General features: G+C 68.2%; 27 protein-coding genes. 12 read left to right on the top strand and 15 right to left on the bottom strand.

Annotated features, from left to right (window positions below):
• Positions 1-8 precede the first annotated feature (8 nt).
• Positions 9-539 carry a ubiquinol-cytochrome c reductase iron-sulfur subunit gene (locus TEF_20365; GenBank protein ID ANK82892.1) on the bottom strand — a complete coding sequence of 177 codons (531 nt, stop codon included), beginning with the start codon at positions 537-539 and terminating at the stop codon, positions 9-11.
• Positions 540-740: 201 nt separating this feature from the next.
• Between TEF_20365 and TEF_20360 the strand changes: the two genes are divergently transcribed.
• Positions 741-1,184 carry an rRNA methyltransferase gene (locus TEF_20360; protein ANK83632.1) on the top strand — a complete coding sequence of 148 codons (444 nt, stop codon included), beginning with the start codon at positions 741-743 and terminating at the stop codon, positions 1,182-1,184.
• Between the two features lie 58 nt (positions 1,185-1,242).
• Positions 1,243-2,091, top strand: a complete 849-nt coding sequence (locus TEF_20355) for a coproporphyrinogen III oxidase (GenBank protein ANK82891.1) — start codon at positions 1,243-1,245, stop codon at positions 2,089-2,091.
• Positions 2,092-2,094: 3 nt separating this feature from the next.
• Here the strand turns inward: TEF_20355 and TEF_20350 are convergent, their stop codons facing one another.
• Entirely contained in the window at positions 2,095-2,928 is an 834-nt protein-coding gene (locus TEF_20350) for a hypothetical protein (protein ANK83631.1), read from the bottom strand.
• Positions 2,929-3,446: 518 nt separating this feature from the next.
• On the opposite strand from TEF_20350, the gene TEF_20345 reads away from it, so the two are divergent.
• Positions 3,447-3,893: a hypothetical protein gene (locus TEF_20345; GenBank protein ANK82890.1), complete on the top strand. Its 447-nt coding sequence runs from the start codon at positions 3,447-3,449 to the stop codon at positions 3,891-3,893.
• Here the strand turns inward: TEF_20345 and TEF_20340 are convergent.
• Positions 3,884-4,411 (bottom strand): gamma carbonic anhydrase family protein, encoded by a 528-nt coding sequence (locus TEF_20340; protein ID ANK82889.1) that lies wholly within the window; start codon positions 4,409-4,411, stop codon positions 3,884-3,886. The two genes, TEF_20345 and TEF_20340, sit on opposite strands and share 10 nt — an antisense overlap.
• 78 nt (positions 4,412-4,489) lie before the next feature.
• Between TEF_20340 and TEF_20335 the strand changes: the two genes are divergently transcribed.
• From TEF_20335 to TEF_20310, 6 genes are read left to right on the top strand one after another with little or no spacing between them, the layout of a single operon-like run.
• A complete protein-coding gene (locus TEF_20335) occupies positions 4,490-4,819 on the top strand; it encodes a hypothetical protein (protein ANK82888.1) in 330 nt (109 codons plus the stop codon).
• Positions 4,820-4,827: 8 nt separating this feature from the next.
• Positions 4,828-5,940, top strand: a complete 1,113-nt coding sequence (locus TEF_20330) for a hypothetical protein (protein ID ANK82887.1) — start codon at positions 4,828-4,830, stop codon at positions 5,938-5,940.
• Positions 5,937-7,064, top strand: coding sequence for a hypothetical protein (locus TEF_20325; protein ID ANK82886.1), 1,128 nt, complete (start codon positions 5,937-5,939; stop codon positions 7,062-7,064). The genes TEF_20330 and TEF_20325 overlap by 4 nt, the downstream gene beginning before the upstream one ends.
• A complete protein-coding gene (locus TEF_20320; protein ANK82885.1) occupies positions 7,057-8,016 on the top strand; it encodes a hypothetical protein in 960 nt (319 codons plus the stop codon). Before TEF_20325 ends, TEF_20320 begins: the two co-directional genes overlap by 8 nt.
• A complete protein-coding gene (locus tag TEF_20315) occupies positions 8,009-8,674 on the top strand; it encodes a hypothetical protein (GenBank protein ANK82884.1) in 666 nt (221 codons plus the stop codon). The genes TEF_20320 and TEF_20315 overlap by 8 nt, the downstream gene beginning before the upstream one ends.
• Before the next feature lie 48 nt (positions 8,675-8,722).
• The gene (locus tag TEF_20310; GenBank protein ANK82883.1) at positions 8,723-9,946 is read left to right on the top strand and encodes a cytochrome; all 1,224 of its coding nucleotides are present in this window, start codon (positions 8,723-8,725) and stop codon (positions 9,944-9,946) included.
• Positions 9,947-10,046: 100 nt separating this feature from the next.
• Here the strand turns inward: TEF_20310 and TEF_20305 are convergent, their stop codons facing one another.
• The 8 genes from TEF_20305 to TEF_20270 all read right to left on the bottom strand — a co-directional run bounded on the left by TEF_20305 (position 10,047) and on the right by TEF_20270 (position 18,841).
• Positions 10,047-10,940, bottom strand: a complete 894-nt coding sequence (locus tag TEF_20305; GenBank protein ID ANK82882.1) for a hypothetical protein — start codon at positions 10,938-10,940, stop codon at positions 10,047-10,049.
• A 13-nt stretch (positions 10,941-10,953) separates the two neighbouring features.
• Positions 10,954-11,718, bottom strand: a complete 765-nt coding sequence (locus TEF_20300) for a hypothetical protein (protein ANK82881.1) — start codon at positions 11,716-11,718, stop codon at positions 10,954-10,956.
• A 31-nt stretch (positions 11,719-11,749) separates the two neighbouring features.
• Complete coding sequence (locus tag TEF_20295; protein ANK82880.1) at positions 11,750-12,064, bottom strand: hypothetical protein; 315 nt, start codon at positions 12,062-12,064, stop codon at positions 11,750-11,752.
• The gene (locus tag TEF_20290; GenBank protein ANK82879.1) at positions 12,064-12,294 is read right to left on the bottom strand and encodes a hypothetical protein; all 231 of its coding nucleotides are present in this window, start codon (positions 12,292-12,294) and stop codon (positions 12,064-12,066) included. The genes TEF_20295 and TEF_20290 overlap by 1 nt, the downstream gene beginning before the upstream one ends.
• A gap of 28 nt (positions 12,295-12,322) precedes the next feature.
• A complete protein-coding gene (locus TEF_20285) occupies positions 12,323-16,240 on the bottom strand; it encodes a hypothetical protein (protein ID ANK82878.1) in 3,918 nt (1,305 codons plus the stop codon).
• A gap of 83 nt (positions 16,241-16,323) precedes the next feature.
• Positions 16,324-16,719: a hypothetical protein gene (locus TEF_20280; protein ANK82877.1), complete on the bottom strand. Its 396-nt coding sequence runs from the start codon at positions 16,717-16,719 to the stop codon at positions 16,324-16,326.
• A gap of 130 nt (positions 16,720-16,849) precedes the next feature.
• A complete protein-coding gene (locus TEF_20275; protein ANK82876.1) occupies positions 16,850-17,665 on the bottom strand; it encodes a flagellin in 816 nt (271 codons plus the stop codon).
• Between the two features lie 363 nt (positions 17,666-18,028).
• Positions 18,029-18,841, bottom strand: coding sequence for a flagellin (locus tag TEF_20270; protein ANK82875.1), 813 nt, complete (start codon positions 18,839-18,841; stop codon positions 18,029-18,031).
• A 323-nt stretch (positions 18,842-19,164) separates the two neighbouring features.
• On the opposite strand from TEF_20270, the gene TEF_20265 reads away from it, so the two are divergent.
• Entirely contained in the window at positions 19,165-20,391 is a 1,227-nt protein-coding gene (locus TEF_20265; GenBank protein ID ANK82874.1) for a hypothetical protein, read from the top strand.
• Between the two features lie 7 nt (positions 20,392-20,398).
• On the opposite strand, the gene TEF_20260 is transcribed toward TEF_20265, so the two are convergent.
• From TEF_20260 to TEF_20245, 4 genes are read right to left on the bottom strand one after another with little or no spacing between them, the layout of a single operon-like run.
• Positions 20,399-21,364, bottom strand: coding sequence for a cysteine synthase A (locus TEF_20260; protein ID ANK82873.1), 966 nt, complete (start codon positions 21,362-21,364; stop codon positions 20,399-20,401).
• A gap of 40 nt (positions 21,365-21,404) precedes the next feature.
• Positions 21,405-21,848, bottom strand: a complete 444-nt coding sequence (locus tag TEF_20255; protein ID ANK83630.1) for an Rrf2 family transcriptional regulator — start codon at positions 21,846-21,848, stop codon at positions 21,405-21,407.
• A gap of 5 nt (positions 21,849-21,853) precedes the next feature.
• A complete protein-coding gene (locus tag TEF_20250) occupies positions 21,854-22,312 on the bottom strand; it encodes a deoxyuridine 5'-triphosphate nucleotidohydrolase (protein ANK82872.1) in 459 nt (152 codons plus the stop codon).
• The gene (locus TEF_20245; GenBank protein ANK82871.1) at positions 22,309-23,535 is read right to left on the bottom strand and encodes a bifunctional phosphopantothenoylcysteine decarboxylase/phosphopantothenate synthase; all 1,227 of its coding nucleotides are present in this window, start codon (positions 23,533-23,535) and stop codon (positions 22,309-22,311) included. Before TEF_20245 ends, TEF_20250 begins: the two co-directional genes overlap by 4 nt.
• 267 nt (positions 23,536-23,802) lie before the next feature.
• Between TEF_20245 and TEF_20240 the strand changes: the two genes are divergently transcribed.
• Positions 23,803-24,195, top strand: coding sequence for a succinate dehydrogenase, cytochrome b556 subunit (locus TEF_20240; protein ID ANK82870.1), 393 nt, complete (start codon positions 23,803-23,805; stop codon positions 24,193-24,195).
• 4 nt (positions 24,196-24,199) lie between these two features.
• A complete protein-coding gene (locus TEF_20235) occupies positions 24,200-24,589 on the top strand; it encodes a succinate dehydrogenase, hydrophobic membrane anchor protein (GenBank protein ANK82869.1) in 390 nt (129 codons plus the stop codon).
• The last annotated feature ends 1 nt before the right edge of the window (position 24,590 follow it).

The following is a 24,590-nucleotide window of genomic DNA, read 5'->3' as shown; positions in this document are numbered from 1 at the left end:
CTGGAACCTCAGCCGATCAGGATCTGTGTGTCGGAGACGAACTGGTACGGCGGCACCAGAAGGTTCAGCGGCGCCGGTCCCTTGCGGATGCGGCCCGACGTGTCGTAGTGCGAACCGTGGCAGGGGCAGAACCAGCCGCTGTATTCACCCTGGTCGGACTTCGGGATGCAGCCCAGATGGGTGCAGGCCGCCAGCACGACCAGCCATTCGGCATGGCCGTCCTTGACGCGCTCCGCGTCCGTCTGCGGATCGGGCAGGTCGCCCAGATCCACCGCCTGCGCCGCCGCGACCTCTTCCTCGGTGCGGCGGCGGATGAAGACGGGCTTCTTCTGCCAGGTGATGGTCACGGTCTGGCCCGGCTCGATGGCCGAAAGGTCAACCTCTGTGGTCGACAGCGCCAGAACATCGGCCGACGGATTCATCTGGTCGACGAACGGCCAGGCCATCGCCGCGGCGCCGACGCCGCCGAACGCGGCGGCAGAGATGATCAGGAAATCGCGACGGCCACCTTCGCCCTCGCCATGGGATCCTGCGCTCATGGGCTCCAACCCCTCCGAATTCAATTAGACTGGCGCATCTCACCCGCGTCGATTCGCGACCCCCGCGCCAGTAACGCGCCTAACAATCAGGTTTGTGTCGCCAAGTCCAGTTGGCGGCGCATATTGCGACAGTGAGACGCATCGGTCTTGCAGAACCTTTCGGGCGCTTTCAAAGGCGTGGAAACAAAGGGAGATTCCGAGGTGCGCTTGGCGCTGTTCCAACCCGACATCCCGCAGAATCTCGGTGCGGCCGTCCGACTGGCCGCCTGTCTCGGCCTCGGACTGGACGTGATCCGGCCGACCGCCTTCCCGCTCGGCGCGCGGGAAATGCGCCGCGCGGCGATGGATTACGCCGCCCTGATCGATCCCGTGCTGCATGATTCGTGGGACGCATTTCTCGCCGGCCGGCCGGCGGGACGGCTGGTATTGCTGACCACGGCCGCCGAGACTGACGTCGACGATTTCGCCTTCGCCGCCGATGACACGCTGCTGCTGGGGCGGGAGAGCGCCGGCGCCCCCGCCGCGGTGCACGCGGCGGCCGACGCCAGGCTGCGGATCGCCATGGCCCCGGGCGCGCGGTCGCTGAACGTGGTCACCGCCGCCGCCTTCGCGCTCGGCGCGGCCGGGCGGCGGCTGCGCGGTTGACGGGCGGCGCTCCGCTGCCGCATTGAATTCGGCGCAGTCACCGCGGAAGGGAGCGGCCATGAGCGACGAGGAGCGCAAGCGCGCGGCGAGAAGCTGGTTCGAGGACCTGAGGGACCGCATCTGTGCGGCCTTCGAGGCCATCGAGCACGAGCACGAGGGGCCGCTTTCCGACCGCGCGCCGGGGCGCTTCGAGCGCACTGCCTGGGACCGGGAGGGTGGCGGCGGCGGCGTCATGTCGGTGATGCGCGGCCGGGTCTTCGAGAAGGTCGGCGTCAACGTCTCCACGGTGGAGGGCCAGTTCTCGGAAGACTTCGTCGGCCAGATCCAGGGCGCGAAGGAATCGGGCGGGCGTTTCTGGGCCTCGGGCATTTCGCTGGTCGCGCACATGCAGTCGCCGCTGGTGCCGGCGGTGCACATGAACACGCGCCATATCCGCACCTCGCTCGGCTGGTTCGGCGGCGGCGCCGACCTGACGCCGATGTTTCCCGACAGCGCCGACACGGACGATTTCCACGGCGCGCTGCGCGCCGCCTGCGACGCCCACGATCCGGACTACTATCCCCGCTTCAGCAAGTGGTGCGACGAGTACTTCTTCCTCAAGCACCGCAACGAATCACGGGGCGTGGGCGGCATCTTCTACGATCATCTGGACAGTGGCGACTGGGAGCGGGACTTCGCCTTCACCCGCGATGTCGGCCAGGCCTTCCTGGACATCTATCCGAAGCTGGTGCGCCGCCATGCCCACCGCGAATGGACGCCCGAGCAGCGCGAGCATCAGCTCATCCGGCGTGGCCGCTACGTGGAGTTCAACCTGATCTACGACCGGGGCACGACCTTCGGTCTCAAGACCGGCGGCAACACCGAGGCGATCCTGATGTCGCTGCCGCCCGAGGTGAAATGGCCGTGAGTTCTACGCGTCGGTGCGCTTGTCGAAATGGGCGTAGTAGCGCGAGCCGACGCGGTCCATCTCGACGGTGACGAAGACGTCGATGGTGCCGAACTGGTCGTCGATCACCGCGCCGTCGCCGATCACGCCGCCGAGCCGGAGATAGGCCTTGATCAGCGGCGGCATGGCCTTCCAGACGCGGCGCGCGTCGATCGCGTCCTTGTCGACCATGTCCATGTCCACATAGCGCTCGTCGAGGGCGCGCACCGACCGCTCGGGCGGCGCGCCGTGGAAGTGGTGCAGATAGGAGAGCGCTTCGGCATGGGCCTTCGGATCGCGGCCGTGGAAGCTGGCGCAGCCGAACAGGGTGGTCAGCCGGTGTTCGGCCAGATAGGCCGCGATGCCGCGCCAGAGCAGCTGGATCGTGGCCTTGGAACGATGGCTGGCGGCGACGCAGGAGCGGCCCAGTTCCAGCAGGTTCTCGACAGGCTGCTCCATCAACGGCGTCAGGTCGTATTCGTCGGCCGAATAGAAGCCGCCATTGCGCTTGGCGACCGAGCCGCGCAGCAGGCGGTAGGCGCCGACCAGCTGATCCTGGTCGGCCAGGCTGCGGTCCATGACGATCAGGTGGTCGCAGATGTCGTCATAGCGGTCCATGTCGAGCCTGAGCCGACGCGCCACCGGGTCGGGGCGGGCGCCCATCTCGTCATAGAAGACGGCGTAGCGCAGCGCCTGGGCGGCGCGGATCGCCTCCCTGTGGCGGGTGATGTAGACCTCCAGGCTGCCGGCGGAGCAGACCGGCCCGGAATCGGGCAGGCTCCAGCGCGGCCGCGTGTTCGACTGCCGCTGCGGCGGCATCTGCACGACCGTCGTGGGCGTGGTCGCCTCGGCGGCGGCGGCGGCGGCCTCTCCGGCGAGCAGGCGGGCCCGTTTGTTCGCCCGGCGCTCCTTCAGCTTGGTCGCCGCGATCTTCGGAAAGAAGATGACATTGCGAATGATCCGCCGCGGCCGCTTCTGGCTTTTCGGACGTATCGATCTGGCCCGCCGCCACGCGTGCGGCAGTTTTCTCATTGCGCTCATCTGAGGTGTCTGGACCCGGTCAGCCCTTCTTGTCCTGGGACTCGACGGAATCCTTCGTGTCCTGCATCACTGTCTGCGGCGTCTTCGTCTCCGCGGTCTTGCCGAACGGGCACGCGGTTACAGCGGCAGGCGCCATCCCGGCCGCAAGGGCCAGGGCGAGAACCAGAGAACGCATGGCTTCACCTCATGTTTGCCGGAGGTCAGGGTACCCCCCCGCCGAAAGACGGTCAATCGAGTACGGCCCGGCGCCGGGTTGAGGACGGCCGGTGATCCGCTAGATTGCCCGGCGGTCGGACATGGAGCCCGCAATGCCCCGAATCGCCCTGATTCTGGCCCTTCTGGGCCTTGTGCCCTTCGTTGGCGGCGCCGTCGCCAACCAGGTGGCCGAAGGCGGCTATCTTGGCTGGGCGCGCTATTCGATGCCGGTCTATGCGGCGGTGATCCTCTCGTTTCTCGGCGGCGCCCAATGGGGCTTCGCGCTGGCCCCGGGCGGCGATCCCTCGTGGCGGAGCTTCCGCCTGATCGCGGCCATGGTTCCGCCCGTTGCGGCCTGGCTGGTGCTCTTGCTGCCGCAGATCACGCCGCAGCTCCGCTATCTGATCCTGGCCGGATGTCTGGTGCTGTGGGCCGTGATCGATCACCTGTTCGCGCGCCAGGGCTGGGGGCCGGAGTGGTATCCGCGTCTGCGCTGGCCGGTCACCGTCGCGGCGGCGCTTTCGCTTGTCGCCGGCAGTCAGTTCTGAAGGGCGCGATACTCGGCGGCCAGTTCGGCATAGTGCGGGGCGCCGCGCTCCATCAGCTTGCGGTCGCCATCGGTGATTTCCCGCAGGCACTTGGCCGGCCAGCCGGCCCAGAGTTCGCCCTTGCGGACGATCTTGTTCGGCGTGACGAAGGCGCCGGCGGCGACCATGCCGCCCGATTCGATGACGCAGCCGTCGAGGATGATGGAATTCATGCCGACGAAGGACCGGTCCTGCAGTTCGCAGCCGTGCAGCATCACCTTGTGGCCGACCAGGACGTCGTCGCCGATGATGGTCGGGCTGCCGCCGCCATTGACGTGGACCACCGTGCCGTCCTGCAGATTGGTGCGCTGGCCGATGCGGATATGGTTCACGTCGCCGCGCAGGACGCAATTGAACCAGATGCTGGACCGCGCGCCGATCTTCACGTCGCCGATGACCTGGCTGCCCGGGGCCAGGAAGACGTCGTCGGCAATTTCGGGCCAGGTGCCGCGATAGGGGTGGCAAGCGCCCTTTTCCATCTGTATCGCCTTTCATGCTAAACGCGCGCCTGCTCTAACCCGGCGCGGGCCGTCCCGCCAAGTCCGAGGATCGAAGCCATGCACTATCTCTATCTTCTGGGGGCGATCGTGGGCGAGGTCGTGGGAACCAGCGCGCTGAAGGCGACCGAGGGCTTCACGCGCCTGTGGCCGTCGCTGATCGTGGTCGCGGGCTATGGCGTGGCCTTCTTTCTGCTCTCGCTTTCGGTCGAGCGGTTCCCGATCGGGGTGCTCTACGCCGTCTGGTCCGGGCTCGGCATCGTCCTGATCGCCCTGGCCGGGTTCGTGCTCTACGGCGACCGGCTCGACCCGCCGGCCATCGCCGGCATGGCGCTGATCCTCTCCGGGGTGGTCGTGATCCAGCTCTTCTCAGATACCGTCAGGCACTGAGGCGGGTCATGACGGCGCAGCCGAAACGAACCCTGGCCCATCCGCTCTCCGGGGCCGATCCGTCGACGCTGATCCGCGCGCTCACGGCCAATGGCGGCGTTGACCGCGCAAGCTTGTTGCGGCTGGCGGGCATCGCGGGCTCGGTGGTCGGGCGGCTGCCGTTCTCGGCGCTGGAACGGGTCTACGCCGGTCTCGCCGCACCGAAGCGCCTCGATCCGCCGCCGGTCTTCATCGTCGGCCACTGGCGCAGCGGGACGACTCACCTCTACAACATCATGGCCAAGGGGGATTTCGCCTATGTCCCGCCCATCGCCACCGGCCTGCCCTGGGACCTGCTGCTGATCGGCGGGCTGTTCCGGCCGCTGCTGGAGAAGGCCCTGCCGAAGGGGCGCGCCATCGACAACGTGGCGGTGACGCCGGATTCGCCGCAGGAGGACGAGATCGCGCTCGCCTCCATGACCACGCTGTCCTTCTATCATGCGCTCTATTTTCCGCGCCGCTTCGAGGATCACCTGAAGGCGGGTCTTTTCTTCGAGGGCGTCGAGGACGAAAGGGTCGCGGCGTGGGAGCGGCGCGTGCGTCACCTCTACGCCAAGCTCGTCCTGGCGCAGAAGGGGCGGCGGCTGCTGATCAAGAACCCGGTCTACACCGGGCGGGTGGCGCAGCTTTCGCGCATGTTTCCGGGCACGAAGTTCATCAACATGGTCCGCGATCCCTACGACATCTTCGTCTCGATGCGGAATTTCTACGCCAGGCTGCTGCCCGAGCTGGCGTTGCAGGACCATGCGCATGTCGACATCGACCGTGCGGTGCTGACGGTCTTCCCGGAACTGATGCGCCGCCTGCGCGCCGACCGCGCCGGCCTCGATGCGGGCAGTTACGTCGAACTCCGCTACGAGGAACTCGACGCCGATCCCCTGGAGACCTTGCGCCGGGCCTATGCGGCGCTGGACCTGCAAGGTTTCGAAACATCGATTGATGACTTCCGCCGCTATCTCGATGGTATCCGGTCCTATCGCAAGAACGAATTCAGGATGCCGCCGGAGGTGATCGAACTGGTGAACAGCCACTGGGCCGAGGAGATCGAGGCGCTGGGATACGAGGTGCGGACGCCGGCATGAGGGCGGTCGCGGCGCTTCTGATGCTGTTCCTTCTCCCGGCGGCGACGCTGGGACCGGAGCATTGCCGGACCGTCGAGGTCCTCGACGAAGCCGGCCGGTCTCTGGCCGGCATCGAGGATCTGGCCATCCATCCGCCGAGCGGCAGGCTGATCCTTTCGGCCCACGACCGCTGGGCAGGGGCGGCCGGCGAAGGGCCGCGTTCCGGGCTCTATGCGGTGGGCCTCGATGAGGTGCTGATCGGCGGCCGGCCGGCGGGGAGGCTGCTGACGCCGGGCGGCCCGCACGGAGCCGACGACGTCATCCCCCACGGCCTCGCGATCAGGCCGGAGCCGACAGGCGGGTACCGCCTCGCCGTGATCAATCATCGCGCCTGGCAGCGGCATTACGACCGTTTCGGCCGGCCGGGAACGATGATCGAGGAGTATCTCGTTCGACCGGACGGGACGCTGGAATTCCGGAGGTCGGTGGGCGGTGCGGATCTGTGCGCGGCCAACGATCTGGACTGGGTCGACGCCGACGTGGTCGCCGTCACCCTGGACCGGGAGCATTGCGGCGGCTGGCTCCGCTGGCTGGAGCTGTCGACCGGCCAGAACCGCGGGCGGGTCGTGCTGATCCATCTGGGAAGCGGCGCGCGGACCGCTCACATCGTCGACGGCTTGTCGGCCGCGGAGGCCGATCTGGGCTTTCCGAATGGCATCGCGGCACTGCCCGGCGGTGGCGACGAGCGCGGCGTGATCGTCTCCATGTCGCGCGAGGCCGTGTTGACGCGCTTCTTCGTCCGTCGCCAGTTTGACGCAGAGGTGGCCTTGGCCAGAGACTCGGCATCGCTGCCGACCGAGGGCGGCGGGGACAACCTCTCATGGGATTCCGGCGGCCGGCTGCTGCTGGCGGTTCACCCGTCGGTCTGGCGCTTCGGTCTCTACAGCCTGCGTGTCCCGGGCTTCGCCACCGCGCCATCCCGCCTGCTGCGGATCGACCTTGCCGGCGAATCGGTGGCCACGATCTACGACGACCCGGAAGGCGATCTGTTCTCCGGCGCCACTTCGGTGATCGAGGCGGGCGGCCATTTCATCGCCGGCGCGGCCTTCGACAGCGGCCTGCTGGTCTGTCCCGCCGATGGGTGACCTCGATCTCGTCACCGGCGGATGCGGCTTCATCGGCCGGCATCTGGTCGCGGCGCTGCAGGCGCGGGGACGGCGGGTCCGGGTGCTGGATACCGCACCGCTCGCGGAGGAGGTGGCCGGAGTGGAGCTTGTCCGGGCCTCCATTCTCGACGCCGCGGCGGTGGACGAGGCGGTGGCAGGCGCGGAGCGGGTCTTCCACGTCGCCGGCGACCCGTCGCTCTGGGCCAGGGGGGCGGATGACTTCGACCGCGCCAACCGCAGCGGCGCGGAAACGGTCATCGATGCGGCCATCGAGGCCGGGGCCAGCCGCATCGTGCTGACCTCAACGCACGCCATCGACGTGAAGGACGGGGCTTCGGCGGCGGCGATGCCGGGGGCCTATACCCGCGCGAAGTACCGCGCCGAACAGTTCGCGCTCCGCCGCGTGGCCGAGGGCGCGCCGATCATCGCCGTTGCGCCGACCATGCCGCTCGGTCCCGGTGACGCCAACCTCACGCCGCCCACGCGCATGCTGCTGGAGTTCCTGCAGGGCCGGAACCCGGCCTTCCTCGATTTCGAGGTCAACCTGATCGACGTGCGCGAGGTCGCGGAAGGCCACGTGCTGGCCGCCGAGCGGGGCGAGCCCGGCGTCCGCTATGTGCTGGGCCGCTACAATCTGATGCTTTCGGAGATGCTGCGCATCGTGGAGCGGCTGAGCGGCCGTCCGATGCCGACGCGGACGATTCCCTACGGACTCGCCTGGGTCTCGGCGGCGGCGATGGCGGCGGCGGCGCGCGTCACCGGGAAACCGCCGCGAGCCTCACTGGAGGGAGTCCGGCTGGCGCGGCGGCTGAAGCCCGTGGCCGAGAACCCGGCGGCAGCGCTGGGCCTGGCCGCGTGGCCGCTGGAGCCAATGCTCGGCGACGCGATCGGCTGGCTCGAACGCGAAGGATACTGGCGGCGCGATGACTGAACCGGAACTGATCATTTTCGACTGCGATGGCGTGCTGGTTGATTCGGAGCCGCCGGCGAACCGCGTGCTGGCCGAGTATCTGAAGCGTCACGGCCTCGACATGACGCTCGACCAGGTGATGTCGACCTTCGTCGGCCTTTCGCTCGGGAGCTGCGCCGAGATCGCCCTGCGCGACCATGGTGTCCGCCTGCCCGACAGCTTCGTCCCGGACATCCGCCGCCTCACCGCCGAGGTGCTGGCCCGCGAGGTGAAGCCCATCGCCGGCGTGCGGGCGGCCGTCACGGCCATCGCCCGTCCAGCCTGCGTCGCCTCCTCGGGCGAGATATCGAAGATGCGCCTCACCCTCGGGACGACCGGTCTGCTGGACCTGTTCGAGGGACGACTCTACTCCGCCACCATGGTCGAGCGCGGCAAGCCGGCGCCGGACCTTTTCCTGCACGCCGCCGCAGCCATGGGCGCGGATCCGGCCCGTTGCGCGGTGGTCGAGGACAGCCCCTTCGGCATCCAGGCGGCGCGGGCCGCGGGCATGCGAGCCATCGGCTTCACCGGCGGCGGTCACCGCGACCACGAGCGCGACGCCGGCCTGCTGCGCGAGGCGGGCGCGGCGGCGGTGATCGAGCGCATGGCCGCCTTGCCGGACGCGCTTCGTTTCGGATAGGCTTGCCAAAATAACTGAACGCCGGTCATTTGCCGGGGGAGGCACGCCATGAACGATCAGAGCCCGCAGCCATCGCCGGGGATGTTCAATCCCTTCTCGCCCGAGTTCCTGCGCAATCCCTATCCGTCCTTCCACATGCTGCGCTCCACGCAGCCGACGATGAAGACGCCGATGGGCTTCTGGGTCGCCACCCGCTACGAGGATGTGGCCTCGATCCTCAAGGACCGCCGTTTCGGCAAGGGCTTCGAGCAGCGCACCATCCAGCGCTATGGCGAGGAGGTGTTCAGGCATCCGGCCTACGCCTCCATGCGTCACTGGATGCTGACGCAGGATCCGCCGGACCACACGCGGCTCAGGGGACTGGTCTCCAAGGCGTTCACGGCGAAGCGGATCGAGGGGCTCCGGCCGCAGATCCAGATGCTGGTCGACGAGCTGCTCGACCGGGTCGAGGGCAAGGGAGCGATGGATTTCATCCGCCAGTTCGCCTACCCGCTTCCGCTCAACGTCATCTGCGACATGCTGGGCATCGTCCGGGAGGACCGCGGCCGCTTCGAATTCGGCGGCAAGGCAACGGGGCGGCTGATCGACCCGACGCCGATGTCCGAGGAGGAACTGCAGGCGGCCAATGACAGCTTCACCCAGTGGGAAGCCTATTTCCGGGAGATGTTCGCCGAGCGCCGGAAGAATCCGAAGGACGATCTGACCACCGTGCTGGTCCAGGCCGAGGAAGACGGGGACCGGCTGAGCGAGAAGGAGCTGGTCGGCAACATGATCCTGCTCTTCGGCGCGGGCCACGAGACCACCGTCAACCTGCTCGGCAACGGCATGCTGGCGCTGCTCTCCGACCGGGAGCAGTTCGAGCGGCTGAAGGCCGAGCCGGACCTGGTGCCGGGCGCGGTCGACGAGATGCTGCGTTACGATTCCTCTGTGCAGATGACCGGGCGCTGCGCCATGGAGGACGTCGAGGTCGGCGGCGTGACTATTCCGAAGGGCGAGCACGTGCTCTGCCTGCTGGGCGCGGCCAACCGCGATCCCGAGCGCTTCGACGACCCGGACAGCTTCCGCATCGACCGCAAGGACGTGCGGCCCATGTCCTTCGGCGGTGGCATCCACCATTGCATCGGCGCGCAGCTCGCACGGGTGGAAGCGGATGTCGCCTTCCGCACGATCCTGAAACGGCTGCCGGACCTGCGGCTCGATCTGGACGGGGAGCCGGACTGGCGGCCGACCTTCACCCTGCGCGGCCTGATGAGCCTGCCCGTGAAGTGGTGAATGCAGGTTGGCGCGCGAGGGATGGTATGGCTGGCTCGCGCGCCTTCTGAATCCTGGACACGGCGGGCTGGCCGGCCCAGCCATCCCCAGCCCGCCTGCGCTATACCGTCAGCACTGCTTCCATGACGCGGACGACATGGCCGCCGATTCGCGGGCCGCTGTCCGGCCCGTCGGTGGCGGCCACGATGCGGGCGTCGCGGCCCATCTCCACGCCCTGCTCGGCGATATAGCTGACCGGCCCCGCGCCCAGCGCGCCGGAGCGGGCGATCAGCGCAGCGAGGCAGCCATTGGCCGAGCCGGTTGCCGCATCCTCGGGCACGCCTTCCGCCGGGGCGAAGGCCCGCAGCTTCACGTCGACGCCCGGGTTCGTCGCGCCGACCGACCACACAGCGAGGCCGGTGATGCCGGTCCGTTTCGACAGTTCCGCGATGGCCGTCATGTCGGGCTCCAGCGCCGCCACTGACTCCGGCGAAGGCAGCCGGGCGAACATCCAGGCTATGCCGGTGTTGGCGGCCTCGACAGGCGGGTCGGCGAGATCCCCTTCGGCGCAGCCCAGAGCGGCCGCGACCTCTGCGGCGCCCAAATCGATATCGATGAAGGTCGGGGCGACCTGGGTCATGGTGAAGACGGGCAGGCCGTCCCGTGCCGCGACCGCGACGGGAATGACGCCGGCGTGGCATTCCTGGCGCAGCACTTCCGGCAGCGGCCCGAAACCCGCCTGACGCATGCTTTCGTGCACGCAGAAGGCCGCGGAAATCGTCGGATGGCCGGCGAAGGGCAGTTCGCTGCGCGGCGTGAAGATGCGCGCGCGGTAGTCGGCGTCGTCCCGCGTCGGCGGCAGCAGGAAGACCGTTTCCGAGAGGTTCATCTCCGCGGCGATCTGCTGCATCCGTTCGGTCGGAATGCCTTCGGCGTCGAAGACCACGGCGCAGGGGTTTCCCCGGTAGACGCGGTCGGCGAACGCGTCCACCTGCCAGAGGCGTCTGGTTTCCATCGCTCTCCCCGGATCAGAGCTTGACGGTCATTCCGCCGTCGACGAACAGCATGTGTCCGGTGACATATGACGCGGCGTCCGAGGAAAGGAAGATCGCAGCGCCGGCGATCTCCTCGGGCCGGCCCCAGCGGCCCACCGGCGTGCGCTCCTCCACCATCTGCGTGAAGGCCGCGTCTTCCATCAGGGGCTTGTTGAACTCGGTGCCGAAATAGCCGGGCGCGATGCCGTTGACGCAGATCCCCTTGTCGGCCAGTTCCACTGCCAGCGACTTGGTCAGGCCGGCGACGGCGTGTTTGGTGGCGACGTAGGAGCTGATGTTGGGCCGCGCGATCCGGCTCATCACCGAGCCGATGTTGATGATGCGGCCCTTGCCTTGCGCCGTCATGGGCCGCGCCGCCTCGCGGGCGAGAACGTAGAGCGAGACGAGATTGGTCTCGATGACCGCGCGGTAGTCGTCGGTTGTGCTCTCGGACAGCGGCGCGCGGCTGATGAAGCCGGCGTTGTTGATCAGGATGTCCAGCCGGCGGCGGTCGGCGACGACGGATTCGACCGTCGCCTTGCATGCCGCCTCGTCGGTGACGTCGAGAACACGGTGATCGGCATTGCCGCCCTTCAACCCTATCTCCTCGACCATCTCCAGCAGCGGCTCCTCCGTCCGGGCGGCGACGACAACGGTCGCGCCTGCCGAAGCCAGGCCCAGCGCCATGGCGCGCCCCAACCCCTTGCTGCCGCCGGTCACGAGAGCGATTCGGCCGTCGAGGCGAAGCTGGTTGAACATGATCCCCCTCCCTTGGCGCTGCCGACCGGCGTCAGCGCCGCCAGCTGCCGTCCGGTCCCAGGAACCAGGTTCCCGCCGGCGCCTTCTTCATGATTTCCTTGGCGTAGACCTTGCCGACGTCGTCGACGCTCACGCCCTGCTTCTGGGCCGCGTCGGCGTAGATCTTCAGCCGTTCGGCGTTGACCCGCGCCACAAAGGGTTCGGCGCTTTGTTCCCGGGCTTCCAGCAGACCGTCATAGCGTTCGCCGACCGCGCCGGAACTGCGCATCTCGTCAAGCGACTGGGCGAGGGCGCCGCCGCCAAGTGCGAACAGCACCACGAGCGCCAGCAGAATGGATCGGACCATCAGAATATCTCCGGATTCTTCTTGATGTCTTCCTGCGCCTGCTCTTCCAGCCGCACCCTGACATCGGCGTCAAGCTTGATGTTGAGATTGATGGTGATGGGCTCCTTGGGCGCCTGCACGGCGACGGTTGGCGTGCAGGCGGCGAGGACGGCGCCGAACAGCATCGTGGCGGCGATGGCCGAGGCCCCCCGGGCCTGGTCCTTCTCGATCATTTTCTTGTTCCGATTCATCCTGACTACATCTTGGCGCTGGCAGAGATTACTGCAAGGTGCGCACGCCGGTCTGAATGACGCCTGAACTGGCGCGGTACACCGTCAGGATGGTTTCCGCCAGACGGTCCGCGTTGCCCTCGACGTTGATGTTGAAGACGAAGGGGTGGGCGTCGAGCAGATCCGGATTGCGTCCTTCCAGTCGAACCTCGATCCGCGCCGCGCCCTCGGGGGCCTTGTCGATGCCGATCTCCAGCTTCGTGTAGCGAAAGTTTTCCAGCGCCTTCAGCATCAGGTCGACCTGTTCCCCGCCGCGGTCGCCGAGTACCTGCCGCGCGCGGTCGGTGCTGATGCGCAAGACCCCGTTCGTGCCGCCCGAGAGCCGGGCGTCGTTGATCGCGATCTGCTCGCCCCCGATGATCGTGACAGGCACCACGCCCGAGAGTTCCCCGTCCATGCTGACGCCGCCCAGGCCGAGGAGCTGGGTCAACTCGGCCAGACTGATGGCGTCAAGCCCGAGACGCAGGTCCGCGTCCCTGGGCGGCGCGGTGACCGAGAATGGCTCGAAGGCGAAGCGGCCTTCGAGCATCTCGCCGCTCAGCGTGCTGAAGTGCAGCTTGGCGCCCTCAGGCCCGCTGTCGATGTCGAAGGCGGCAGTGATGTCGGTCAGCGGGACGCCGGCCTCCAGCCGGCCGATCCGGAGTGTCTGGGTCTGTGGCGTGCGGAGCGGCGACAGGGAGGCGAGGTCGACCGTGCCGTTGACGCCGGACACTTCCGCCTCCGCCGTCAGCAGCGATACGTCGCTCAGGCGCACCGTGGCCCGGCCGCCGCCGCCATCGGACAGCGGTAGAACGAAGTCGCCCGCCACGGTCCCGTCGGCGGTGACCGCGTCCGCTTCCAGGGCGGTGAACTTCTGCAGGAACGACATCGCCGTCCCGGCATGGGTCGGCCCCAGGGAAATCCGCGCGGTCCCGCCGTCCAGAGCGATCTCGGCCTTCAGTTCCGGGCCGGACAGGCTGCGCGCCTCGCCGGTCACCTCGGGCGCCGACATCGGGCCGGTCAGCCGCCCGCTCAGGGCCAGCGGCGGCGCACCCTCCAGCAGCGCCGGGTCGATCGCGACGCCGTCGACGGTGAAGCGCTGGTCCAGCCGAGCGCCGGCCAGGTTGACAAGGCCGGCCAGGGAGAGGCCGTCGAGCCGCGCCATCCCGTCGGCCTCGACCGTCGCCACGGCGATGTCGGTGTCCAGCCGGTCGACGCCGCTGGCGAGGTCCGTACGCAGCGAAGCGCGTATTCCCGTCAGGCGGATCGGGCCGGGGGTTTCCCCCGTTCGGATCGCAAGGGCGTCGAGGTCCAGATTGGCGGTGGCGACGCCCGGCGCGGGATCGCAGGCCGACAGCGTGCATGGCCCCAGCCGCAGCTCCGCGCTGTTGACCCGGGCCGTAACCGGGCCGGGTATCCGAACGCCGCCCCCTGCGCTCACGCCCTCCGTGCGCAGCGTGCCGCCGCGCAGCCGGATGGCGGTTCCTTCGGCATCCCCGCTGACCGTGAACGGCGACTGCAGGCGCAGGCCGTCGACAGCGACGCCGCCGGCGTCGAGGCCGGTCAGCCCCGTGTCGAGCCGGCCTTCCAGAGCAAGCGTCCCGCCGGCTCCGACCGTGCCCTCGGCGGCAATTGCGGCGTCGAGAACGCCGATTCCCGCAATGTCCCGCAGCGCGGTGTCCAGATTCAGCGACAGTTCGCCGTCATCCCCGCCGCCGCCGCGATAGTCCAGATTCAGCGCTGCCGGACCCGACACGGCGGGCAGGGTCGGGTGAAGCCCTGCGATCCGCCCCGCATCCTCCAGCGCCGCATCGATATGGAGTTCGGCATGTTGCCGGTCGAACGACCATGGGGCGCTCAGTGTGGCGCTTCCGTCGAGCCCGAGTTCCGGCGCGTTCGCATCCAGCCGCGCATCGAAGCCCTCGGGTCGCGAGTCGATGGTCAGTTCCAGCTTTTCGGGCCTGACGAGGGTGCGGACATCGCCCTGTATCAGGATCAGTTCGCTGACGCTTGCGGTCAGGCGCTGTCCGCTCTCGCCTGTCGCCTCGCTGGCGATCCGGCCGTCCGCCCGGAGGGCCGGGTGGGCGAGTTCGAACCCGCTTCCGATTTCGAGCACGCCGCCGGCGGCCAGCGCGATCGTGCCTGGCAATGCCAGCCGCACCCGGCGTTCCTCCGGGCCGCCTGTCGCCACCAGTCCTTCTACCGTGAAGGCGGGCAGGGCGATCTGGCCGAGCAGCGGGCCGCTCGCCACAGCCTGGGCCATCGGCGCGCAGCGGTCGATGGCGCAGGGGCCGAGCGTGACGGCCGCCCGGTCGATCCCGCCGGAAAACGGGCCGGTCCATGGCGCGCCGTCGGCGGTCTCGATGCGCCCGGCGCTGATGATGACGTCGGAGAGACCGAGATCCGTTCGGTCCTCCACCCCGTCGGCGTCGACGCGCGCCTCCGCCTCGATGTTGGCGATGGTAACGCCGCCGAACGCGACACGATCCGCCGCCGCTTCCAGACGGCCGTCCAGGGCCAGCCTGTCCGTCAGCGTCAGATCGCCGGTGTAGTCCAGTTCGCGCAGGTGCTGTCCGCCGATGGTCAGATCCCGCGCCGCGAGGCTGAGCCCTTGGGCGGAGATGCCGTCGGGCGACCAGACGAGTCGCTCGAAGACGGCGTCGGCAGATGCAGCGGAACGGAGCAGCAGCCGGCCCCCGGCTTCCACCGACAGGGGCGTTTCGCCGGCGATGAGGCGCTCCGGGCGGTCCAGGCGCAGCCGGAAACCTTCGCTCAGGGTCAGCGTGACGTCGGGGCCCAGAAGCGCAACCGTGGAGGGGCTTGCCACGGCTTCGGGCAGCAGCGTTTCGTTGAGGCCGCTGGCCAGGATGTCGGCGATCCCGAATTCGGTCTCGGCGCGCGTGCCGGAGAAGTCGGTGCGGGCGTCGAGAACCGCGCGCAGGCTCTCGAAATGACGGCCGTCCCCGACCAGGTCCGCGTCCAGCCGGGTCTCCAGAATGCCACTGGCGGCCGCAGTCTCGCCGGGCCCCTCCAGGGGCAGGCGGCCCCGAAAGGTCAGATGCAGGTCGGCCGTCCCCGACTGCAGTCCCGTCTCCGGCACGGCCTCGCCGAGCCGGGCGGCGTTCGTCAGGCGCAGGCGAAGATCGATCGCCGTGTCCCCATCGCCCGCAGGCAGCGCGCCGTCGCCGCTGGCGGCGAGGTCCAGGCCCAGATCCGGGACCGCGCCCTGCAGCGTGACCTCGAATCGCTCCTCACCGAGGGCGACCGCGAAGGACACGCCCTCGGCATCGAGAGGCCGGGCTTCGCCCTCGCGCTTCAGACGCAGCCGGGCCAGTTCGCCGCTGATTCGCGTCACGCCTTCCGGCGTCATCGCCGTCTCGATGCGTCCCTCCGCCTCCAGCCGCGGATGAGACAGGCTGAAGGGGGTATTCAGAACCGGTGGCGCGCCGGGCGGGAGATCGACCGTACCGGGGAGGTTCAGATGCGCGACGCCTTCCGCCGTGTCGATATCGACCGAAAGATCGCTGAGCGCGATTTCCGGCCGCGGGCCCGAAGCGGGCGCGGCTTCTTCCGTGCCGGCACCGGCCAGGAACTCCGCCAGCGGGCCGAGGTCCAGCGCGCCGTCGCGCCAGGCGACCGAGAGGTCCACGCCTTCCGCGGTAACACGCCCGATCGCGCCTTCGGACAGGTCGTAGCGGATCTCGAGGCGGCGCGCCGAGGCGCTGTCGCCCAGGCGCGCGTTGCGGACTTCCGCGCCTCCGAAGTCCAGGCGGGTCACGTCCAGCGCCGCGTCCTCGATGCCCCGGCTGGCAAGGTAGTACTCGGCGGCGCGCTCGGCCAGCCAGGTTCGCGCAAGCACGATGGCGGCCAACAGGATCAGAATCCCGGCCGTCGCGCCGATCGCCAGTCGCTTGCCGCGGATGCTCACGAATCGCTCCGCTCAGGTGGTACTGGCATCCATATTGTCGCGCGGGCGCCCCTTTGCGAGCCGCTCGTGCGGTTGCGTCGTTGTCAGATGGTTTCGTCGACGGCGAGACCCTTGAGACGGGACAGTCGCTCCAGCCGCTTCAGGACCTCTTCGGCCGGGAACTGCTTCAGGACTTCGCCCGTTTCCGGGTCGACGGCCTTGTAGACGAAGCCGCCGCCTTCATCGAGCACGTCGATCTCGAGACTGGCGTTGGGCGGGTAGTCGGCCATCATGGCCTTGCCGACGATGCGGGCCGCGCCCTGGCGGTCCACGCGGGGCTCTTCTTCCCGTGTGCGGCGCTGCTCCAGCATCTCGGCGGTGTCCCGCCGGATCTCGGAGTCCCTGGTCTGCGCCTCGGTCGCTTTTTCGACCTTCCGCGTCGCCTTCGTCGGTTCAACGCCGATGACTTGACCGGTCGTTGCGTCGGATATCATGGCCATCCCCCGATGGTCAGACCCCTTGCGCTGCGGACCCGTCTTCGCCGGCTTGTGCCGGTCGTTCCGTCCTCAGCGCGGGGGCCGCGGCGGGGATATGGAGCCTCGCGGCCCCATATCCCCTGTGAGCGGGCCCTTAGAAGAGACCCAGGATCGTCTGCGGCGCCTGGTTGGCGATGGACAGCGCCTGCACGCCCAGCTGCTGCTTGATCTGCAGCGACTGGAGCCTTGCGCTCTCCTTGGCCAGGTCCGCGTCCACCAGGTTGCCGACGCCCTGCGTCAGGGTGTCCTGCAGCTGGCTGACGAAGTCCTTGTGGATTTCCAGGCTCTTCGCGTCCGTGCCCAGCGAGGCGAGGCGCGAGTTCGCCGTGTCGATCGCGGCATCCACGGCCGAACGGGCGGCCGCGGCGTTGGTGGCGGTCGTCAGGTCGACGGAGGCGATGCTGAGGCCGGTATTGGCCGACAGCTGCTGGGCCGAAACGGTGATGGACGAACCTTCATCGTTGGCCAGCACCGAGATGCTGGAGATGGAACCGTCGATCAGGTTCACGCCATCGAACTCGGCGTTGCTGACGATGGTGCCGATCTGGTCGCGCAGCGCAGTGAAGTCGGCGGCCAGGGCATTACGGCTGGACGTGTCGAGGCTGGCGTCGGTCGCGGCGACGGCCTTCTCCTTCATCTCGATGAGAAGGTCGGAGATCGACTGACCGGCCGCGATCGCGGTATCGGCAGCCGAGACGCCACGGTCGAGGCTGTTCTTGACCGCATCGAAACCGGAGATGGTGGCGCGGATGTTCTGGGCGATGGCGTAGGTGGAGCCATCGTCCTTCGGTCCGGCGACCTTCAGGCCGGTGTTGATGCGCGACTGAACCTGGGCCAGCTCCTTGTTGGTGCTGTTGAGGTTCTGCAGGGCGACCATCGCGCCCGTATTGGTGTTGACGGAAATTGCCATTGGTAGTCTCCATTCTGGAAGTTGGCGGTTCAACAACGGGCGTTTTGCCCGCGCCGCTTCTTCCGCAATGGATGGGCCAGTTTTTCCGAATATCTAAATTGTTGAAAAGGCGGAAGAATTTTCCGTGGAGCGATTCTGCCCGGCACTTCTTGCCGGCAGATTCTGCCGGGAGTAGGCAAATAGTTCCGGCAGAAATTGCCCAGTCGAGCCTGATTGTTCAATCAATAACTCTTCAATACGACCTGACTAGAGTAAACTGGTAAATGGATAATTAACCAAGCAAGGTGAATTTTGATCTCATTACTTCGAAAAAGGCCGCAAAGGGATATGGAGCGGTGTGCTCCATATCCCCCTGCGCGGGCCCTAGAACAGGCCCAGGATGGACTGAGGCGCCTGGTTGGCGATGGACAGGGCCTGCGTGCCCAGCTGCTGCTTGATCTGCAGCGACTGGAGGCGGGCGCTCTCCTTGGCCAGGTCCGCGTCCACCAGGTTGCCGAGACCCTGCGTGAGGGTATCCTGCAGCTGGCCGACGAAGTCCTTGTGGATTTCCAGGCTCTTCGCGTCCGTGCCGAGAGAGGCAAGACGTGCGTTGGCGGTCTCGATCGCCGCATTGACGGCGGAACGGGCGGCGGCCGCGTTGGTCGCCGTGCTGAGGTCGACGGAAGCGACGCTCAGGCCGGTGTTCGCCGAAAGCTGCTGGGCCGAAACGGTGATGGAAGAACCTTCATCGTTGGCCAGCACCGCGATGCTGGAGATGGAGCCGTCAATCAGGTTGATGCCGTCGAACTCGGCGTTGCTGACGATGGTGCCGATCTGATCGCGGAGCGCGGAGAAATCCGCGTCCAGAGCATTTCGGCTGGCCGTGTCAAGGCTGGCGTCGGTCGCGGCGACGGACTTCTCCTTCATTTCGATGAGAAGGTCCGAAATCGACTGACCGGCCGCGATCGCGGTATCGGTCGCCGAGACGCCACGGTCCAGGCTGTTCTTGACTGCATCGATGCCGGAGATCTCGGACCGGATGTTCTGGGCGATGGCGAAGGTGGAGCCATCGTCCTTCGGTCCGGCGATCTTGAGGCCGGTATTGATGCGCGACTGAACCTCGGCCAGCTCCCGGTTGGTGCTGTTGAGGTTCTGAAGGGCGACCATCGCCCCAGCGTTGGTGTTCACTGACAACATTTGATTGCTCCGTTCTGGATTGGGTTTTCGGTTAGCCGGCCTTTTGCCCGCTGCCACCCGGTTCGCAACCCTCGGGCCAGAATTCTCACCTTCATGATTTCCAATAAAATCAATGAATTATGGAAATATTGATAAAATACCAGACAAATTCTGCCGATCAGGATTTGCCGGGTCGGGCCCCGGGCGGCAAGTCCTGCCGGGCCGGAGGCGGCCGCTGCGACTGTGACCGCGGCCCCTCGTCCGCATCGCCCGCGGGCGCTAGGCTGGCCCGATCGGCGGCTCAATGAGGTGAAAAGGTGCGCAACGCTGTTCTCTGTCGTCTCGTGGTCCTTGTCGCGGTCCTTGTGACCGGTGGCGGCGCGACCCGCTCCCTGGAACTCGGTCCGCTGCACCCGGAAGCCGAGACGGTGCTTGCGCGGCTGGCGGATACCGATGCACTCGCCGGCGCGGCGATCGTCGAGCGGCCGGCCAAGGGTCTGCCCGGCGTCCGGGCGCTGACGATGGGCGAACCCAACGGCCAGGACGTTTCGGCGCAATTGCTGGTGCGGGACCGTGCGCTGATCGGCTTCCGCATGGAGGTGCCGCTGCTGCCTTCCGCCGATCCGGGTCTTTACGCCTTCGCCGATCTTGCCCCGATGCTGGAGCCGGCCCTGGCGGGTCTGGCGCACGACGAGGATGTGGCCGGCCGCGAGGCCATCAAGCGCTGGGCAGGGGAGATCGGCCTGGAAAGCTGGATGCGGCCGCGCTACGGCGCCTATCGCCTGGAGCGCCGGGTCGGCGGCACCCTGTTCGTCTTCGAGGGGGTGCCGCTCGAGCGGTTCTGGATTTCGGCCAGCCGGGCGCCGGAGGCGCTGCACCCGGTGCTGGACGACCTGCAGCCCCATGTGCCGGCGGCCGAACGAGCCGCCGCGGTCCCTGCCCTGACCGCCGTGGAGCGCGGCGAGTACGGCGAGGCGCGGCGTCTGGCCGGGCCCCATGCCGACGCGGGGGCGGGCTGGGCCCTGCTGGTGATGGCCGATTATGGCGAGCCGATCGGGCCCGGCCGGGCCATGTCCAGCACCATCAACAACATGCTGGAAAAGTCCGCCGACACCGGTTTTGCGCCCGCCCAATATGTATTGGGCCAGCCGGAATCGAATTTCGCCGAGCGCCGGCTGACCGAGGCGGCGCAAGCCGGCTACGGGCCCGCGCTGGCCCTGAAGGCGCGCCGTCTCTACCGCGGCGGCCGGGCGGAGGATCCGGCGGCCCGCTGCGACGAACTGGTGGCGCTGCAGGGCAATGCCATGGCCCAGCTCCGCACGGTCTACCGCTATGCCGAAGGCGGCGGCGCGGCGGACACGGCCTATTTCTGGGGACGGGTCACGCTGGAGACCTTCGGCGAGGCCGCAAGCTTCACCGTCGAACGCTACATCCTGCATACGCTGGATGTGCTGTCGGATCGGCTGGCGCCGGCGGTCATGGCGAAACTGGACGCCGATGCGGCGGACTGGTCGCCGAAATCCTTCGACGAACTGAAACCGAAATACGAAGCGCTCGGCTGCCTCGGGTGAGGCGGAGTCAGAGCCCCTCGAACAAGGGCGTCGAGAGGTAGCGCTCGGCGAAGGACGGCAGGATGGCGACGATGGTCTTGCCGGCCATGGTCTTCCGTTCGCCGACCTCCAGCGCCGCGGCGACCGCCGCGCCCGACGAAATACCGACGGGAATGCCTTCCAGGCGCGCCAGGCGGCGCGCGGTCTCGAAGGCCGTCTCGTTGCCGATGGTCAGCACCTCGTCGACCACCGCGCGGTCGAGATTGTCGGGCACGAAGCCCGCGCCGATACCCTGGATCTTGTGCGGTCCCGGATTGCCGCCCGACAGCACGGGGCTGTCCTCGGGCTCGACGGCGACGATGTGGACGTCGGGCTTGCGCTGTTTCAGCACCCGGCCGATGCCGGTGATGGTGCCGCCGGTACCGACGCCGGAGATGATGACGTCGACCTTGCCCCCGGTGTCGGCCCAGATTTCCTCGGCGGTGGTGGCGACATGGATCGCCGGGTTCGCCGGGTTGGCGAACTGCTGCGGCATCACCGCGCCGGCGTTTTCCGCCATCAGTTCGTTGGCGCGCGCAATGGCGCCGTTCATGCCCTTCTCCGGCGGGGTCAGTTCCAGCTCCGCGCCCAGCAGCTTCAGCATCCGCCGGCGTTCGATCGACATGCTCTCCGGCATCACCAGGATCAGCCGGTAGCCCTTGGCGGCGGCAACGAAGGCCAGCGCAATGCCGGTATTGCCCGAGGTCGGCTCGATGATGGTCGCGCCCGGCTTCAGATCGCCGGCTTCCTCCAGCGCCTCGATCATCGAGACGCCGATGCGGTCCTTGACCGACGAGAGCGGGTTGAAGAATTCCAGCTTGGCCAGGATCTCGGCGCCCTCGGCCAGGTTCTCGCCGATGCGGTTGAGGCGCACCAGCGGCGTCGCGCCGATGGTTTCGACGATGGAATCATAGATGCGGCCGCGCGGCGGCGTGAAGCGTTCGAAGTCGGTCATGGCGTTCTGTCCCCCTCCCCAGGGGTCGGCGTTGCCGCCGTCAGATGGTGAAATCGCGCGTGTTGCTGGCGGCCTTGGGCACCTCGGCGGACTCGGCGCGGCGGCAGAGATCCTCCAGGGTGATCTCCGAAAGCCGGTCGACGATCTCCAGCTGGATCTCATTCCACAGCGGCCGGACCACCTTGTGGCCCAGGTCGGAGCCCGTGTCCTCCTCCGGCTCGTCGTCGCTGGAGATCACGCGGACGATATCGGCCACGGTGATGCGCCGGCGCTCCCGGGCCAGGGTGTAGCCGCCGCGGGGGCCGCGCACGCCCTTCAGGATGCCGGCGCGCACGAGTTGCTGCATCGCCTGCTCCAGATAGCGCGGCGGAATCTTCTGTCGCGCCGTGATGTCCTTGGACTGTACCGGGTCGGGCCGGGCGTTGTAGGCGACGTCGAGCACGGCATCAAGCGCGAACATGGTCTTCTTCGGCAGGCGCAGGATGTCGGTCATGGCCGGCCCACCCCCGTCGAGCCGAAGCCGCCGCCGCCCCGGGCGGTCTCCTCCAGCGCCTCGACTTCCCGCCAGACGCAGCGCGCGACCGGCGCGACCACCATCTGCGCGATGCGGTCGCCGCGGCGGATCTCGAAGGGTTCCGCCGAAAGGTTCACCAGGATCACGGAAACCTCGCCGCGATAGTCGGCGTCCACCGTGCCGGGGCTGTTCAGCACCGTCACGCCGTGACGGGCCGCGAGTCCGGATCGCGGGCGCACCTGCGCCTCGTGGCCGGGCGGCAGGGCGATGGCGATTCCCGTCGGCACCATTGCTCGGCGCCAGGGTTGCAGTATCAGCGGCGCGTCGATCGCCGCGCGGAGATCCATGCCCGCCGCTCCGGCGCTCTCATAGCCCGGCAGGGGCAGGTCGGCGGCGTGCGCCAGCCGGCGGATGGGGATGGCGTCCAGGTTCATGGCGTGCTTCCGAAGAAGCGGGCGATCCGGTCGGCCAGGCGCTCGGCGACGGCGGTCTTGGCCATGGGCGGCCAGCTTTCGGGCTCCCCCGCGCCGATCAGCGTGACCGAGTTCCGGTCGCCGCCGAAGGTGCCGGTGTCGGGACTGACGTCATTGGCGACGATCCAGTCGCAGCCCTTCTTCTGGCGCTTCTTCTCGGCATATTCGATGATGTTCTGCGTTTCGGCCGCGAAGCCGACCACCAGGCGCGGCCGCTGGCTGGCGTGGCCGGCCAGCCCGGCGAGGATGTCGGGGTTCTCCGCAAAGCTGAGCGCCGGCGCCGGGCCGCCTTCCTGCTTCTTCAGCTTCTGTCCCGCGGCGTCGACCCGCCAGTCGGCCACCGCCGCGGCGCAGATGGCGATGTCGGCCGGCAGGGCCGCCTCGCAGGCGTCGCGCATCTGGACCGCCGTCTCCACCCGCACGGTCTCGACCCCCGGCGGGTCGGGCAGGCCCGTCGGGCCGCTGACCAGGGTGACCGACGCCCCCAGCCGGCGCAGCGCGCCGGCGATGGCGTGGCCCTGCTTGCCCGAGGACCGGTTGGCGATGTAGCGGACCGGATCGATCGGCTCATGGGTGGGGCCGCTGGTGACCACCGCCTTCAAGCCCGCCAGAGGACCGCCGGCGAAGTGCCGCTCCAGCGCCGCAACGATGTCCAGCGGCTCCGCCATGCGGCCGGGTCCGAACTCGCCGCAGGCCATCGCGCCCTCCGTCGGGTCGATGACGATCGCGCCGTCGTCGCGGAGCTGCGCCAGGTTGCGGCGGGTCGCCGAATGCTGCCACATGCGCACGTTCATCGCCGGTGCGATCATTACCGGCTTGTCGGTCGCCAGCAGCAACGTCGTCGCCAGATCGTCGGCCAGGCCTGCGGCCATGCGCGCCATCAGATTCGCCGTGGCCGGCGCGACCAGCACGATATCGGCCTGCCGGGACAGCTGGATGTGCCCCATCTCCGCTTCGTCGGTCAGATCGAACAGCTCGGTGTAGACCTTCTCCTCGGCCAGCGCCGAAAGGGCGAGCGGGGTCACGAACTCGGCGCCCGAGCGGGTCAGCACCGGGCGCACCGCCGCGCCGCGCTCCCGCAGGCGCCGGATCAGGTCCGGTATCTTCACGGCCGCGATCCCGCCGCCGACGATCAGCAGCACACGCCGCGCCGACAGGGTTCCGGTCACATCCGCAGCAAGCATGGGCTAATCCGAAATCTACGTCTCCAACCTGTACATAACCTAGTCCGCCGCAAGCGCCACGGCAATCTCGGAATCCGACGCCGCGCCATGCACTTGCCGTCTGCCGGCTTCGAGGGGCGGGGCGGTCTCGCGTTGACAGTCAGGGGCATCGGCCTACAATCGCGTCTCGGTTGCGGGGGTCCGGCGAATCCGGGGGGACTCCGTACCAGGGGATCATAGAGCTCGAGGCCGGTTTCAGACCGGCCGGAGCGAATGAGGGGGACGGTCATGGCGAACACCAATCGCCCGTTGTCGCCGCATCTGCAAGTCTACGACATGCTTCAGATCACGGCCCTGATGTCGATCCTGCATCGCATCACGGGCGTGTTCCTTGGGCTGGGCATGCTGCTTGTGATCTGGTGGCTGGTCGCGCTGGCCAGCGGGCCGGAATATTACACCTACGTGCTGGGCGTGGCGGGCAGCTGGATCGGCCGCCTGGTGCTGTTCGGCTTCACGGCCGCGCTGTTCTATCACCTCTGCAACGGCATCCGGCACCTCTTCTGGGACGCCGGCCGGGGGTTCGAGATTCCGGCGGTCTACCGTTCGGGCTGGACGGTGGTGATCGCCTCGCTGGTGCTCACCGTACTGGCCTGGGTGGCGGCCTACGCCTACGGAGGTTGACGCCATGAAGCGTTCCGCACTCAACACGCCGCTGAAGAATGCGCGCGGCCTCGGCTCGGCCAAGGACGGCACGGAGCACTGGTGGATGCAGCGGGTCACCGCGATCGCGCTGATTCCGCTGGTCTTCGCCTTCGTCGTGCTGATGATCCGGCTCGCCGGCGCCGACTATCTCACCGCCGCCGGCATTGTCGGCAATCCACTGGTCACCGGCGTTCTGCTGCTGCTCATCGTCGCCGTGTTCTGGCATCTCAAGCTGGGGGTCCAGGTCGTCATCGAGGACTATGTCCACGGCCCGGCCTCGCGGCTGTTCATGATGTTCGCGAACACGTTCGGATGCTGGATCGGCGCACTGATCTGCATCCTGGCCGTCCTCACGATCGCCTTTGGAGGGTGAA

The sequence above is a fragment of the Rhizobiales bacterium NRL2 genome, assembly GCA_001664005.1.
GTDB lineage: Bacteria > Pseudomonadota > Alphaproteobacteria > Minwuiales > Minwuiaceae > Minwuia.
Note: the sequence above shows the minus strand (reverse complement) of the source record. Positions and strands in the feature narration are given on the sequence as shown.